At 42.0% G+C, this 14,965-nt stretch carries 11 protein-coding genes and 1 CRISPR repeat array; of the genes, 6 read left to right on the top strand and 5 right to left on the bottom strand.

From position 1 onward, the window contains the following. Positions 1-418 precede the first annotated feature (418 nt). Complete coding sequence (locus tag HWQ41_RS01170; protein WP_292759136.1) at positions 419-781, top strand: hypothetical protein; 363 nt, start codon at positions 419-421, stop codon at positions 779-781. A 252-nt stretch (positions 782-1,033) separates the two neighbouring features. Here the strand turns inward: HWQ41_RS01170 and HWQ41_RS01165 are convergent, their stop codons facing one another. Together HWQ41_RS01165 and HWQ41_RS01160 are read right to left on the bottom strand one after the other, a co-directional pair. After that, the gene (locus tag HWQ41_RS01165; RefSeq protein ID WP_292759133.1) at positions 1,034-2,197 is read right to left on the bottom strand and encodes an NYN domain-containing protein; all 1,164 of its coding nucleotides are present in this window, start codon (positions 2,195-2,197) and stop codon (positions 1,034-1,036) included. Positions 2,198-2,261: 64 nt separating this feature from the next. Beyond that, positions 2,262-3,134 carry a D-alanyl-D-alanine carboxypeptidase family protein gene (locus HWQ41_RS01160; protein ID WP_292759130.1) on the bottom strand — a complete coding sequence of 291 codons (873 nt, stop codon included), beginning with the start codon at positions 3,132-3,134 and terminating at the stop codon, positions 2,262-2,264. A 684-nt stretch (positions 3,135-3,818) separates the two neighbouring features. On the opposite strand from HWQ41_RS01160, the gene mnmG reads away from it, so the two are divergent. The 4 genes from mnmG to cas2 all read left to right on the top strand — a co-directional run bounded on the left by mnmG (position 3,819) and on the right by cas2 (position 9,621). Then, positions 3,819-5,741, top strand: coding sequence for a tRNA uridine-5-carboxymethylaminomethyl(34) synthesis enzyme MnmG (gene mnmG / locus HWQ41_RS01155; RefSeq protein WP_292759142.1), 1,923 nt, complete (start codon positions 3,819-3,821; stop codon positions 5,739-5,741). Positions 5,742-5,972: 231 nt separating this feature from the next. Continuing rightward, positions 5,973-7,280 carry a hypothetical protein gene (locus tag HWQ41_RS01150; RefSeq protein WP_292759140.1) on the top strand — a complete coding sequence of 436 codons (1,308 nt, stop codon included), beginning with the start codon at positions 5,973-5,975 and terminating at the stop codon, positions 7,278-7,280. A 508-nt stretch (positions 7,281-7,788) separates the two neighbouring features. After that, positions 7,789-8,766, top strand: coding sequence for a bestrophin family protein (locus tag HWQ41_RS01145; RefSeq protein ID WP_292759127.1), 978 nt, complete (start codon positions 7,789-7,791; stop codon positions 8,764-8,766). Positions 8,767-9,408: 642 nt separating this feature from the next. Further along, positions 9,409-9,621, top strand: coding sequence for a CRISPR-associated endonuclease Cas2 (cas2, locus tag HWQ41_RS01140; protein WP_292759124.1), 213 nt, complete (start codon positions 9,409-9,411; stop codon positions 9,619-9,621). Positions 9,622-9,842: 221 nt separating this feature from the next. Then, positions 9,843-10,842: a CRISPR direct-repeat array (repeat unit 37 nt; unit sequence GTTTCCATTAACCAAATCCCCTCACGGGGACTGAAAC). A 37-nt stretch (positions 10,843-10,879) separates the two neighbouring features. Here the strand turns inward: cas2 and HWQ41_RS01135 are convergent. After that, a complete protein-coding gene (locus tag HWQ41_RS01135) occupies positions 10,880-11,824 on the bottom strand; it encodes a DNA polymerase III subunit delta' (RefSeq protein ID WP_292759138.1) in 945 nt (314 codons plus the stop codon). Between the two features lie 468 nt (positions 11,825-12,292). Between HWQ41_RS01135 and HWQ41_RS01130 the strand changes: the two genes are divergently transcribed. Then, positions 12,293-12,898 carry a DUF411 domain-containing protein gene (locus tag HWQ41_RS01130; RefSeq protein WP_292759121.1) on the top strand — a complete coding sequence of 202 codons (606 nt, stop codon included), beginning with the start codon at positions 12,293-12,295 and terminating at the stop codon, positions 12,896-12,898. Positions 12,899-13,127: 229 nt separating this feature from the next. Here HWQ41_RS01130 and HWQ41_RS01125 read toward each other — a convergent pair whose 3' ends face one another. Both HWQ41_RS01125 and HWQ41_RS01120 read right to left on the bottom strand, forming a co-directional pair. After that, positions 13,128-14,096 (bottom strand): tetratricopeptide repeat protein, encoded by a 969-nt coding sequence (locus tag HWQ41_RS01125; RefSeq protein WP_292759118.1) that lies wholly within the window; start codon positions 14,094-14,096, stop codon positions 13,128-13,130. Positions 14,097-14,347: 251 nt separating this feature from the next. After that, entirely contained in the window at positions 14,348-14,737 is a 390-nt protein-coding gene (locus tag HWQ41_RS01120; protein ID WP_292759116.1) for a hypothetical protein, read from the bottom strand. Positions 14,738-14,965: the final 228 nt, after the last annotated feature.

Here is a 14,965-nt window from a genome sequence, read left to right as displayed (position 1 = left end):
GAACTAAATTTCCTGTTTCCCCCCTTTATAAGGGGGGATTAAGGGGGGTAATTCGTTTCCCCCCTAAGGGGGGATTAAGGGGGGTAATTCGACTTGTGTATACACCGTAGCCCCGCAAGCTCTTAGGGAAGACAAAGCTACGCTTTGGCGGGGTGGGGTTCTTTGGGTTTAATAAGTAATCAAGCGGACATGATATTAAGTCTTAAAGCTAGGTATAAAGCGTGTTTTACTTCTGAATTCTGTAGCTTGCTTCCCGTAGGGTATTCTGACTCCTGAATTCTGCTGTAACATCGTGCTTTTAGTTAATATTGCTGGGATCAATATTAAACTCGCTACTAGTTTGTGTGGATTCTACTGAACCAAAATCTAGCTTTAATAAGGCAAGCTAGCTCTAGAAGACAATAAAAAGAATGTATATATGCCGCGTCAAAAACGTACATACCGCGCTCTAGAAAAAGCTGAATTAAGACTTGCTGGACTCAGAGCAATTAATCCTGATATGGATTTTGGAGATACTCGCAACGTGCAAAACATAACCCAAATCAGTCAGCAATTACGCATCAAAATTGATGCTTATAACACTGCTCTATCTGTGATTGACTCTTCTAAAACCAATATGGATGAATTGGAAAAAACTTTAACTGACTTGACTGATAAAATGCTAATTGCAATTGCATTTACTTACGGCACAGACAGCAGTGAATATGAAATGGCGGGTGGTCTTCGCAAAAGCAAACGCACCCGCAAAACCACCGCGACACCCTCAAAGGCAACTCCATAATCACACACTACTTTGTCTAGTCGTGCGTTAGGTTAAACTCGTAACGCATTCTAATAACTCTATTTCAGAGGATGTTTGAAAAGTATTGGGCGAATAGAATTCGCTACTACACAAACAAAGTCCACCTCCGTGGACTAAGAGAAAATCAAGGATTTTTAACCCACGGAGGTGGGTTTTGTCTCGTGTAGCCGCGACTTCTAGTCGCCCGGCTAGTATACTTTACATACAACTTTTTAAACATCCTCTCAGCATTTATCCCCTTTTTAAAGGTGTCAAACTAGGTGAGGGTGTGGGGATTTGAATATGAGGAGCAGGTATAGGGATAAAACGATCGCAAACAGACTTAAGAATACGATTAATTTGTCCTTCGTAAGCACATCCAATTACAGTCTTTCCATATTCATGGAGCTTTTTAGCTAAAGCGGCAAATGCACCATCACCTGATACAATTACAAAAACTTGCAGTGTCGGACGACTCTGAGCTAATTCCATGACATCAATAGCTAGTTGCATGTCTGCTGCATTCCGTTTGTGACTATAATCAAAAATTTGAATTGCTTCAATGCCAAGTTCTTGAATCTCATTCTTGAGTAGCCTTAATCGAGAATCACTCCAGTCAGCATAAGCGCATTGGATAGCAATTTTATTAACTAAGGTAGTCTTTTCGAGATTTGTTTGAATTTCTTTTAAAGAAAAGTTTAAGTTGGGATTGTTTCTACCCATTGTTAAGTTCTCAATATCATAGAAAATAGCTGTGTTGAACTGCTCAATTTTCGGTGAAACGTTAGCTGTAGTAGTAAACTGCTCTACACAAATTTGACGCTGCTTTAAGTCTTTAAACTCAGCTATTAAAGACGTTATTTCTGTCTTGAACTCAGAATTTACTTTTTTGGGTTCTAATTGTGTAATTACTGTTGTTAAATCATTAATTTGCAGCTTTGCTTGTTCTAATTCCTGCTGCAATTTTTCAGTTAATGTATTGATTTGACTCTGGGTTTGAACAGTCTGCTCCCGGAGTTCCGCCATGTTTCTGGAAAAAATTTGCTGGCGTTGCTGATAAGCAGTTACCAAAGCTTGCTGGACAATATCCCATTCTCTGGGAAAAGCCTCACGGGTACAGACTTGTAAAACTGTTTCATAACCAGCGATCGCAATTTCTAAATTACTCGCAGGGTTCCCTTGCTCAAAGCCTTGAATAATGGTACTCAGTTTGACAACCACTCTGGCTATATTAATACCCTTGGCAGGTTCTTGAGCAAAGCGCTCGCTTACCCATTTTCGCAACATTAAAGCTAAATTATCATTGAGTTTGCTTAAGTTATGTTGCAGAATTGGATATATTTCCTGATTTTGATAAGCCGCTCTTAATAAATCGATCAGGAAGGTTTGTTCCTGGTTAACAGCTTGGTTTGGCATAGTTAAATCCCTTGACAATACATATTTTAGGTTAGTATTCCCAAGTTTTCATGCTATCTAACAATTAAAGTGGCGTAATCCAATAAGTAATGCCCCGGACAATTTGTTTGTTAAAACCAAACAGAGGTAAATTATCTTCAGATAAACCCACATAAGTCCAATGGGGAACATCGTTTTCTACAGTTTGAAACCAACCATTTTGATTCAGAGATTTTCTCTGTTTTTGATTTGATATGCGTAAATCAATTGCTAATCCCCACAAATGTTGTGAAGTTCCCGGAGGTGCAACTAAACCGAGAATTTTTGTTTCTTTGCCCTGTTGAACTTTTGCCAGAATTTGATCGTTAGCATATTTATGCCAAAATTTAAAATTCGTGTTGAAAGTGCGAGTACAATCACCAGAACCATAACCAGATTTTAGCGGGATCTTTTGTTGGATTTGCGCTTTACTTAAAGCATCAGCCGCCGATTTTTGTAAGTAACAGTCTTTAGTGCCATCAACAAGACCCATTGTTAAAGTAGTTTGAAACTCTTGGGTTTCTTGTTCGTTAGCAAAGATATCTTTTGGCGGCAGTTTAATCCCGACATCTGGATTTACAAAGACTGCGCCATAGGCCCGCAGCAAAATATATTCATAAGTACCAGGCTGGGGAATTGTCGGTAACTTCCTAGCGATCGCAGATAAAAAACGCTGTTGATTATTTAATTCTGGGTTGGGAATGAATGGTTGTAATATTGTCTCTTGAGAAGGATCTGTACAAGGTAATGAATCAGTACTCAAGCATCCGTTTAATGGTTGAGCAGTTCTACCCAATTGGTTATTGGTAATCTCATTACTAGCTACTAAAGCAAAAACCATAAAGATAACTATACTGATGAAAGTTGCTTTTCTGATCACTCTAGTAATATTTTTTTTCTTCTTGATAGTGAGTTTCATTTTTAAATGCTTGCTTAATTGGTTTAAGAATAAAAGTAATGCGCTTCTGGCAATCATCTGTTATTGATGATTTGAAACCACAGATGATAGAGATGAACACCGATAATTCATTGGTGTTGTTCTATGGTTCTATAGCGGTTATCAATTGCATAGAATACAGACCATTCGTAGGGAACATTGCTCATACGTGTCAACTTAAGCTATTGTCTCGTTTGTCTCGTTCCCAGTCTCCGACTGGGAATGCATTCCGAGAGGCTGCCGCCTCAAGACTTGCGGCACCAGCCCAATGAGGAGCATTTCCAGCCTCTGGCTAGAAACGAGGTTTGTAAAAGGGTTTTGGCTTAAGTTGACACCAATGAGCAATCTTGTGACCCTACCGGGTATTGCATCCAAACGAGAACTGCTATATGTAACTTGTGCAAGATATCTAATATATATCCGTAATAAATTAATTTGTGTTGTTGGTTAACCATCTGAAAAATAGCTGGGAGAAATAAACCGGAACATGACCACGATTCTTAAAAAAGATGAGATTTTTGACTGATTACTCAAGTTAAAAAAAAGAAACTCATCTCTAATTGAGTACTAGTAAATTTGATAACTTTATTATCAGAAAGATACCTCCCGGAAACCACTGGAACAGTTAAAATTGAAAAGAACTCTAAGCTTGTCGATCCTGTAAGTATGACCATGCACAATTCTGTTGAATTCCAAGACGCTTTTGATGTCATAGTCGTCGGTGCAGGTCACTCCGGTTGCGAAGCAGCTCTCGCCTCTGCCCGCCTCGGTTGTCGTACCTTGCTATTGACGCTCAACTTGGATAGAATCGCTTGGCAACCTTGTAATCCCGCAGTGGGTGGCCCGGCCAAATCCCAGTTAACCCATGAGGTAGATGCACTCGGCGGAGAAATTGGTAAAGTAGCAGACCGCACCTACTTACAAAAACGTATCCTCAACTCTTCACGGGGGCCTGCTGTTTGGGCATTACGCGCCCAGACGGACAAGCGCGAATACGCAGCAGTGATGAAAAGTATTGTCGAGAATCAAGAAAACTTGACAATCCGCGAAAGTATGACCACAGATTTAGTGCTGGGCGCTAACGGTGAAGTCATCGGCGTTGAAACTTATTTTGGTGTAGGGTTCCAATCTAAAGCAGTCATCTTGACAACTGGCACCTTCTTGGGAGGCAAAATTTGGGTCGGTAACAAATCAATGCCAGCCGGACGCGCTGGGGAATTTGCGGCTGAGGGATTGACACAAACTCTCAATCGCCTGGGATTTGAAACCGGAAGGCTGAAAACTGGAACTCCCGCACGGGTAGACAAGCGATCGGTAGATTATAGTAAAATGCTCATCCAGCCTGGGGATGAAGATGTGCGCTGGTTTAGTTTTGACCCAGATGTGTGGGTAGAACGGGAACAATTGCCTTGCTACATCACCCGCACAACTGCCGAAACCCATCGCCTAATTCGGGAGAATTTGCACCTGTCGCCCGTCTATGGCGGTTGGGTGGAAGCCAAAGGGCCGCGTTATTGTCCCAGTATTGAAGATAAGATTGTGCGCTTTGCCGATAAGGAAAGCCATCAAATTTTTATTGAACCAGAAGGAAGAGATATACCTGAACTGTATATTCAAGGGTTTTCTACAGGTTTGCCAGAAAATTTGCAATTGCAGATGTTGCGGACTCTCCCCGGTTTGGAAAAATGTGTGATGCTGCGTCCGGCGTATGCTGTGGAATATGACTATTTACCAGCAACTCAGTGTTACCCCACACTGATGACTAAGAAGATTGCGGGGCTGTTTTGTGCTGGGCAGATTAACGGCACGACAGGTTATGAAGAAGCCGCAGCTCAAGGGCTGGTGGCGGGAATTAACGCCGCTCGATTTGTTCGCTCTCAAGAAATGATTGTTTTTGCCCGTGAGCAAAGTTACATTGGGACGCTAGTTGATGACCTGTGTACAAAAGACTTGCGGGAACCTTACCGGATGCTTACCAGTAGGTCAGAGTATCGATTGCTGTTGCGTTCTGATAATGCCGACCAACGCTTGACACCCTTGGGACGGGAAATTGGTTTAATTAGCGATCGCCGTTGGGATCTATTTACCCAAAAACAAGCAAATATTATCACAGAAAAACAAAGATTGCAAGTTACACGCGTCAAAGAACATGATGAAATTGGTATAGCGATCGCATCTAATACCCAGCAATTAATTAAAGGTTCCATTACCCTGAATGACTTACTGCGCCGTCCGGGATTCCATTACGTTGATCTCGACAGATTCGGATTGGGAAACCCCAACCTGAACCGCGCCGAGAAAGAAGGCGCAGAAATTGACATCAAGTATGCTGGCTATCTCGCTAGACAACAAAATCAGATTGACCAAATTGCCCGCCAAGCGCACCGCAAATTACCTGGGGATTTGGACTACACAACAATTGATACTCTTTCCAAAGAGGCACGGGAAAAGCTGACCCACGTAAAACCACTCACTCTTGGTCAAGCTGCACGTATCGGTGGTGTAAACCCAGCGGATATCAACGCCTTATTATTATATCTAGAATTGGGTAGAAGCAAGAGCCGGTCGCAGTTTCCAGCGTTAGCTTAATACAAAGTTGATTAAGACTGAGTATAGTAGTAGGGAGGGAGATTGGTATGATAGATGACATAACTATTAGTACTGCCATCATCAACAATCCCCAGATGAAAGTTGGGTTTAATACCACCGCTCAATCAACTCGCCTCAATAGGACGGGGGATTGGATGTTTGATTAATAATCCTAATTTCCAGGTAGTAGGGGCGGCGTTTCTCCGTCCTAGCAACAAAGATAGAACGTCTATGTTACAAGAAGCCAGCACCCGTCCTCGTCTCATAATTGTACCGGAACCATCAGAAGATTTAATCGCCAACGAGCCTTGGTCGATAGAAAACTATGCTGATGGTCTAATGGATGAACTCTTTGCCGATATCGACGACATTCTGGATGTTAGTGGTAATCTGCCTTCTCAAACCGTTAGCTACAGTACTCAGAACAACTGGAGCCAGTCTGTTGCTGGGGTTTCCTCCCGAACTCAACGCCAGTCGCCTTCAGAATACGTGCCTGTGCAAACAGTTACGATACCCACACTGAACCAGCCAGTACAGTCAGTTGCTCAAAATAACCACAAGCAATTGAGTACCGTTAAAGTAGTTAGTAGAAAACGTCAGAAAAGTAGTCGTACTTTGGCCAAACTACTGATTGTGGGAACAACTTTAGGCGTGGCGATCGCTGGTATTATCTACCTGGTACAGTCTGGAGTCATATATCTTTTAAATACCAAATTGCCTGAGTCGGTTCTTCTAATGCCGCAACCGCAGTCACAGTTGCCTGTAAAAACAGAAATTGAGGCAGAGTTAGTTGACTACATGCTCGGAGCGCTGGCAGTTATAGACAAGCAAGAAACAAAAAGCAATCAAAAATCTGTCAGGCCGGAATTCTCCAGTCAGGCAAATACTAACCAAATAGCCCTTGGTAACGAGCAAACAACTAGTAATCTATCAGCACTTCCTCCAGTCCCTAACCGTTCTGGAAGTGTGGTTGAGCGCATCTATGTCCCCGTTTATCAAGCGCCGTCGCCAATGCGTTATGCGCTCCCGGCGATTCCTGGGACTCCCACACTTTTACCACAAGTTGCCAAGGCGTTAAAGGGATATCAACCAAATGTTGTGAAAACTGCCCTGAATACAGTGCGACAAGCTGCCAAGCCTGTAACCGTCAACTTTGCTGCGGCTGTACGAGGCGAACTCAAACCTGTGGCAACGAAAACAGCACCCATTAAAGTGCGGCAAAGACCTAACCCTCTGCCTGAATTACCAGTAGTTCCATTGCGTGAAGCACTCGCACCAGAATCAGAACCAACTATTACCCAGGAACAAGTATTTCCACCAACTGCGATCGCGGATGCTCCTACTAATACCTTAGAGGGATTGCTAGAGTTAGGCAACAAATCTGCTGCTTTGTTTAAAATTGATGGCGTGACTCGCCGCATCAATATGGGTGAAAGTATTGGCTCAAGTGGTTGGACATTAGTAGATGTTAGTAATGGCGAAGCTGTCATCCGGCGTAACGGCGAAGTGCGATCGATTTACGCAGGGCAAAAATTGTAAAAGTTCTTCTGTCAGCAACTCTTCCACGCACCAGAATATTGCAATGATCAACTCTAAGTTGCACATTGCCTCAGATCATATTTGCCTAATTATACAGTTTAACGAAATAGCTGATACAAATACATAGGTAGGGGTGTACAGGTGTCATTGGTGTCAACTTAAACCAAAACCCTTTTACAAACCTCGTTTCCAGCCTCTGGCTGGAAATGCCCCTCATTGCGGCTCTGCCGCAAGTCTTCAGGCGGCAGCCCCTCGGAATGCATTCCCAGTCGGAGACTGGGAACGAGACAATCTCTAAATGCTGCTTCTAGACTAACTTTCACCTTAAGTTGACACCAATGTACAGGTGTACGTCCCTACAGTCAGTTTATGTGTTGCCAGTGTTGATTATAGTTGCATGACGGTCGCTATCTGGAAACCTACATTTTGCACATATCTTGCTTAAGCAAGATAACTTTAGCTAAAAAAGTTAGTTTGCTAATTGATGTAATCGTCAAACCTTACCAACATGAAACCACCAAACTATTTTCAAAATAATTCCAAAAACTCTTTAATAGAAAAGTATCACCTTTACAAAGGCGAAAAATTGAACTGGCTTCAAGTCACTCTTCGGCTTGAAAGGTCAATTATTTCGATCATTCTTCCTTGGGTACTTTTTTGTACTGCATATGGAATTTTAATATCATTTCTCTATCATTTAGGATTACCAATAGCATTTTCAAATTCCAGCAGTATTCTTACTAATGCTGTCTTAAGTTTTAATATTGGTTTTACATTACTATTAGTTTTTCGGACAAATACAGCCCATGAGAGATTTTGGGAAGGTCGTCAACTATGGGGAGGTTTAGTTAATACATCTCGAAACTTAACGCGGGGAATTTGGATAATAGTTAAAGAGAAGACACCGCAAGATAGATTAGAAAAAGAAGCAATACTGCGGTTAGTAACTGCTTTTGCAGTTGCAATGAAGTTACATCTAAGATCAGTACCTTTAGACACCCAGTTAGCATCCTTAATGTCTGAAAAACAATATTTACAACTCCAAGATAGTAATCATCCCTCACTACAAATTGTTTACTGGATAGGAGATTACTTGCAGTATCAGCATGACCGGAATTGTCTAAATGTCTATCAACTGACTACTTTACATAACTGTGTAGATGATTTAGTAGATATTTTAGGTGGTTGCGAACGCATTTTAAAAACGCCACTGCCTTTGATATATACTATTAAACTCAGACAATTGTTGTTAATTTTTTGTCTGATATTACCTTTAGAAATTGTTAGCTTTTTAAATTGGTGGACTGGTATAATAATGGCTTTTGTAAGTTTTACATTATTAAGTATTGAACAAATTGGCTCAGAAATCGAAGAACCTTTTGGGTTTGATCCCAATGACTTACCTTTAAATGCAATTTGCAATACAATCTCAAACAATGTTGAAGAATTAATCAGGCTTGCTTCTAATAATGTTCGTTCTTCTTGAATCTCTAAACAAGTTTTACCAGATAAATTCCTGATGAGAGGGGAAAACTTTTCTCCTTTATTAATATTAACGTGAGTTCGATAAACCTCTCCCTCCCAGCCTCCCTCTCCGAAACGGAAAGGGAGGAGCAACGAAAAATTAAGCTTTTTGCTCCCCTCTGGGCGTCGGAGAGGGGTTGGGGGAGAGGTCAAATAAGACTTGTCGAACTCACGTTAATATTATCGGCGAGCGATTGAACTACAAGCGCGGCCAATACGGTTCGCATAAGACACCATCCCCCCAACCCCCCTTAAAAAAGGGGGGCTAAAAATCGCTCTATTTCCCCCTTTTTAAGGGGGACTAAGGGGGATCTTTAAAGCCTATGCACCTTAACCGAACCGTATTGCAAGCGCTTATGTAGTAGCGAATTATATTCGCCCAATACTTTTAAAACATCTTCTAATACCAATTCTATGTGAGGCTGCGCTTTATTCACGTAGGGGCAATTCATGAATTGCCCCTCGCGGTTTTGGGTAAGTTCTATAGGCGCATCTTCAAAAAGAAATGGTATAAGTCTCAAAACCAGGTATAAAGGGTGTTTTCTTTCTGAATTCTGTAGTTTGCTTCCCGTAGGGTATTCTGACTCCTGAATTCTGCTGTAAGATGTTGTCTGGTTACGCGAAATGGACACAATACAGCGTTTTTGAGTCTTTTTTAACAGCGATACAATTTCCTAGACTGCAAACCAAGATAGAAAAACTGGTTAAGCCTGAAGAGGATTCGGTACGATTGTATGTACTTGATGCCGGCGCAATCAAGCGAACAATTACATACGGTTCCGAAATTCCTGGACAAGAGCAAACAATAGTATTATGATTGGTGTATCAGCTTGATGTTTGGCAAGTCGAAGCGGGGGCTAAAAGCCTGGGGGATCTGCCAAAATCGCCAGAACCTTGACAAATGAATAACTACAGCGTTTCATAAATGCGGGAAGTTGCAAATTACTTGCAATAAGGTAGGCTGAAAATGGCTAAAATTTTCGATCTGCCAAAACCATTCCCAGGAAGCTTGCTCTCGTTAGGTTTCAGCACCGAGCGGTTTCCATTAACCAAATCCCCTCACGGGGACTGAAACAATCACTATCCAACCAAACCTTATCATTTATGTTAGTTTCCATTAACCAAATCCCCTCACGGGGACTGAAACGAGAAGATATACGGCAAAACAATGCCGAATAAGACAGTTTCCATTAACCAAATCCCCTCACGGGGACTGAAACACTACAAAATCACAATCAAAGTAGCCACTAAATAAACTGTTTCCATTAACCAAATCCCCTCACGGGGACTGAAACAATCGGTTCATCATCCTCAGAGTTAATAAAAATATATTGTTTCCATTAACCAAATCCCCTCACGGGGACTGAAACGGCAAGCGACCCATGCCTGATGTTGCTCAGACCAGGTTTCCATTAACCAAATCCCCTCACGGGGACTGAAACCCCGATGGCGGAACTTATGCACAAGGTCCACCAAGACAGTTTCCATTAACCAAATCCCCTCACGGGGACTGAAACTTTTCAACTCCAGAATTTAGCCATACTTGCATTTGTGTTTCCATTAACCAAATCCCCTCACGGGGACTGAAACTTTGTCCCTGTATTTTGTACTGGGTGTCATTTTCACCAGTTTCCATTAACCAAATCCCCTCACGGGGACTGAAACTGTGCTAGAAGCCAATGAAAAAGGGAAAATGTCACCTAGAGTTTCCATTAACCAAATCCCCTCACGGGGACTGAAACGCAAGCCCTGGTCTTTTGCCCTAGCGACACAGGAGGGGTTTCCATTAACCAAATCCCCTCACGGGGACTGAAACCTGTTTTATTATCAAGTTCAGCGATCGCTGCTTGGAGTTTCCATTAACCAAATCCCCTCACGGGGACTGAAACAGTTAGCAGAAATTGTGGCACTTGACGCTTCCAAATCAAAGTTTCCATTAACCAAATCCCCTCACGGGGACTGAAACAGAAAACGTATATCTCAGGTTCAGAAAATGCACACGTTTCCATTAACCAAATCCCCTCACGGGGACTGAAACCGCTCAGTGCATGAAATGCAGAAGATAAAAGCACTTGTTATTTTTGATATACAGATAAAAGCAGACATTCCCAAACTAGCCGTGGTTGAGCGTAAGCAAGTAAGTATTTACGAGCTTGTTCTAGCTGGTTGATGATCTTGGGTTGATGCCACTGCTGCCAGTAGAATTGCTGAAGATAATCAACTAACCACAGTTGTGCTTCTGTATCTAAATCTTTATCAATTTTTTTAGCTAACTCCAAGGCTTTGCGATAAGAAGCAGGGGCTTTTTTCAAATCTTCAAGTAACTCAGGGGGAATAGCTTGTAATTGCTCGTAAGATGCGATCGCACTTCCCGCACTGCCAGCTGCTATACTCAACACTGCCTGATTTGACAAAATTTCCTGATGACCAGTTTGTGTAAGTACAACAGCCAAAGACTGTGCATCTAAACGATAAAAAGGAATGCGTTGACAGCGTGACACCAAAGTTGGCAACACAGACTCAGGTGTAGGTGCAATTAAAATTAACGTCGCCTGTCCCGGTTCTTCCAAAGTTTTAAGTAAAGCATTCGCTGCGGCTTCTGCCATTGTTTGGGCTTCTTCCAGCACTACCACATTCCTGGGTGCTTCCAAGGGTGGCCGACTGAGAAACTCGGTAATTTCCCGAATTTGCTCTAGCCGAATTACAGGTGGTGCCTTACGCTTCAGTCCTTTCTCAGCCGCTTCTGTTGCTGTTAATCGTTGTCCCTGGTATTGGTACGTTGGTTGCACCCACAACAAAGCTGGGTGATTCCCCTGACGCAAACGGTTTTGTAAAGACGCAGTAACTCCCATCCCACTAGAAAATAGCAATTCCACAAAACACCTGGCTGCTAAACTCCTTCCTACACCATCTGGCCCCACAAATAGATAAGCTGGAGCAACCCGGTTTTGTCTGACAGCCTGAGTGAGTAATTCTATCGCTTGCTGTTGTCCTACTACTGATGCAAATGAGTTAATAATTCAGTACCTTCGCCAAAACAAGAATTTGAAAACAGAGGGCTGATATAGTAGAGTTGTTGTCTTCCAGAACGACAACTTAGAAGCTACAAAATGTCCATGTTTGACATACTAGCACTGTTGCAATGACTTCTACCGCAAATCTGACGGGGCGACAAACTTGCGTCAAATGAACGGGCAATCAATATAAAAGCTGAAATACCCCAGCCTTTTGTGGCAGTTAGGTAAGTAATAGTGGCTTTTATGGAGCGATGTCTGGCGACAAGCTGCTATGCGTCTACGCTTGCAGTTATGATGACTGATATAAGGAATCGCTTTTGTTTTATAGGACGTAGTACTTTGTCAAGCTAGTTAATCAAGGGTTTGTAGTAAGCACTAAAGTGCTTAGAAAATAAGGACTAAAGTCCTGACTACGAACTTGCTTACCCATCAATTTAAACTTTATGCAATGTTCTACTTAGGAAGTCTCAGATGTCGCACAAACAGTTTATTTATAGCTGGCAAAAATGGTTACTTCCCATCTTGGTACGTGCAGTAGTAATGATTTGTCTGACAGCAGGGGTGTTGGGCATTTTGGGAAGTGTTGCTCCGATGAGTCATGCTCAAGCTGTTTTTCCTAGTTCTGTTGCAGCTAATGTTCAACTAGTAAGTAGCACTAGGCGCATCCAAGATCAACAGACACCATTAAAATCAACAGCGCTAAATGCCACTGTATATCACAGTCCCGATTGTAATTGTTGTGGCGGCTGGATTGATCATTTAAAGGCACAGGGTTTTAAAATCACAGATTTTTCTACGCCTGACATCGAAACAGTCAAACAAAAATACAACGTGCCGGATAACTTGTCATCTTGCCACACAGCAATTGTTAATGGATATGTGATTGAAGGGCACGTCCCAGCAGACGACATCAAACGTCTGCTTCAAGAAAAGCCCAATGTTGCTGGTTTATCTGTTCCCCAAATGGCTGTAGGCACTCCTGGGATGGAGATGGGAAATCGAAAAGACCCGTTTTCTGTGCTTTCCTTTGATCGCAAGGACTCAGTTGCAGTATTCAATAAGTATCCGTCTTCGTAAACTTTTCCTAAGGAATAAGAATTAAATAATATACAATTTATGTCCCTGGCTTACCTCACCCTCAATCCCTCTCCGATATATTGGAGAGGGAAGCTAGAGACAGGATGAAGATTTTCCATTTTATTTAATCTACGTTCCTAAGTGATTGGGCGGACATGATATTATATCAAGTTCGTTTAATTACTTATAATTCAAAACTCTCGGTGTCAGCACCAGTTGATTGTCCTTTTTACTGTTTAGAACCAGCTTTGATCAACTGCGACAAATGACTTAACCATCTCCCAAACCAGAAGCCAGATGGTGCGCTTGGAAGATTTTGAGAAAGAAGCTCAATCGCATGGTTACAATCTTGCAGGCTTGCATCGAGTCCCATTGCGTGATAGATTTCGCGGGCATTGCAAAAGGCATCCATCGCTTCTGATTGTCGATTGATTTTTTCTAACACCAGACCCAAGTTAAACCAGGCGTTTGCTTCGCCATTTCGGTCATGGATATCCCTTCTGATCTCTAATGAATGCTGATGAAACTCAACCGCTTTTTGGTACTGTCCCAGAGCCTGATAAGCACTGCCCAACCCACTTAAGGACATGGCTTCTCCATTGCGATCGCTGATGAATATTGTCAGCTCTAACCATCGCTGGTAAAACTCAATTGCCAGTTGGTACTGCCTCAATGATTCATAAGTATTGCCCAAACTTCCCAAGCAAATGCATTCCCCAGTCCAATCGCCTATTTTCCTGGTGATACTCAACCACTGGTGATACAATTCAATCGCTTGCTCATACTTGCCCAGGTATTCATAAGTATTGCCCAAACTTCCCAAGCAAATGCCTTCCCCAGTGCGATCGCCTATTTTCCTGGTGATACTCAACCACTGGTGATAAAATTCAATCGCTCGCTGGTATTTGCCCAGTGATTGGTAAGCGTTGCCCAACCCAGATAAAGATTTGGCTTCCCCGGAGCGATCGGCTATTTCTCTAGCTATATCCAACCACTGCTGATAACACTCAATTGCTAGGTGGTACTCCCCAATTGACTGGTAAGCATTGCCCAAATTTCCTAAACAAATGACTTCCTCATTGCGTTGGCTTTGCCCGCCGTAGGCTTCGCCTGTTTCTCTGGCTTTTTCTAAGCACCGCTCTTCAAACTCAATGGACTCAATGTTATTTAGGCTCCCGGATCTAATTACTTGTGTCATTCTCTATAGAAAACGAAATTTTTGGTTCATAGGCGTGTCGATTATACAATTTTCTGTGTCTTTAGCACAGGATCAGTACAATTTATAGACACAACTTATCTCAAAATCTAGAAATTGTTCTTCAATATCAAACTCTCTTTTATACATAGCGATCACGATGTATAAAAGGCTTTTATTTATATAAGTAATAAGCGCACAAATTATAGTATGCTGATAAATTTAGCTTTCTCAAAAGATATAAAAAAATCAAATCAATCAGCAGCAGCATAATCAGGCAATGCGTTGAGTTGTAAATTAACAGCACTGAGATAATTTGGGTCGTTTAAAACTTGTGATGGTAATTTATCTGCATTAATAGCAGCCTTCACCAAATCTTTTGCAATAATATTTCTGTTCTGAGTTTCAGATACTAGCGTTTTTCCACTAGGAATCCCGTGTTGCTTCAGACCTCCCTGATAAGCAAAATTAACTAGATTGAAAGGCTGGAGGTAACTAACAGAAGTAGAGTTACTGGGTATATTGTTAGAGTTAATAGCTATTTCACTACTGTTGGTAGTAGCTGTTTGAGCGCCAGCGATTCCAGGTACAAAAGTAATAGAAGCAAAAATAAGTGCAGAATTTATTAAGGTAACAAGTTTCATCAGCTTATTCTTAGGTAAAATGCAATGTGTGTTCTTTAGTAATAGAGTCCTCTTTATTATTAATCTCAGCTTCCTTCACTCAGGTCATCTGATCGGTTGATATATGACTCACCCAAAAGGGTGAGTTAATGGAGACTCTGTTAAAGAAGTCGGAAGTCGGAAGGACGCTCTCTACGAGACGCTAAAAGCGAACGCGGACTCGCTACCGCTACGCTAACGTAATTCGTA

Source organism: Nostoc sp. NOS(2021), assembly GCF_017115025.1.
GTDB lineage: Bacteria > Cyanobacteriota > Cyanobacteriia > Cyanobacteriales > Nostocaceae > Nostoc.
This window is presented reverse-complemented; position numbering and strand designations above follow the sequence as displayed.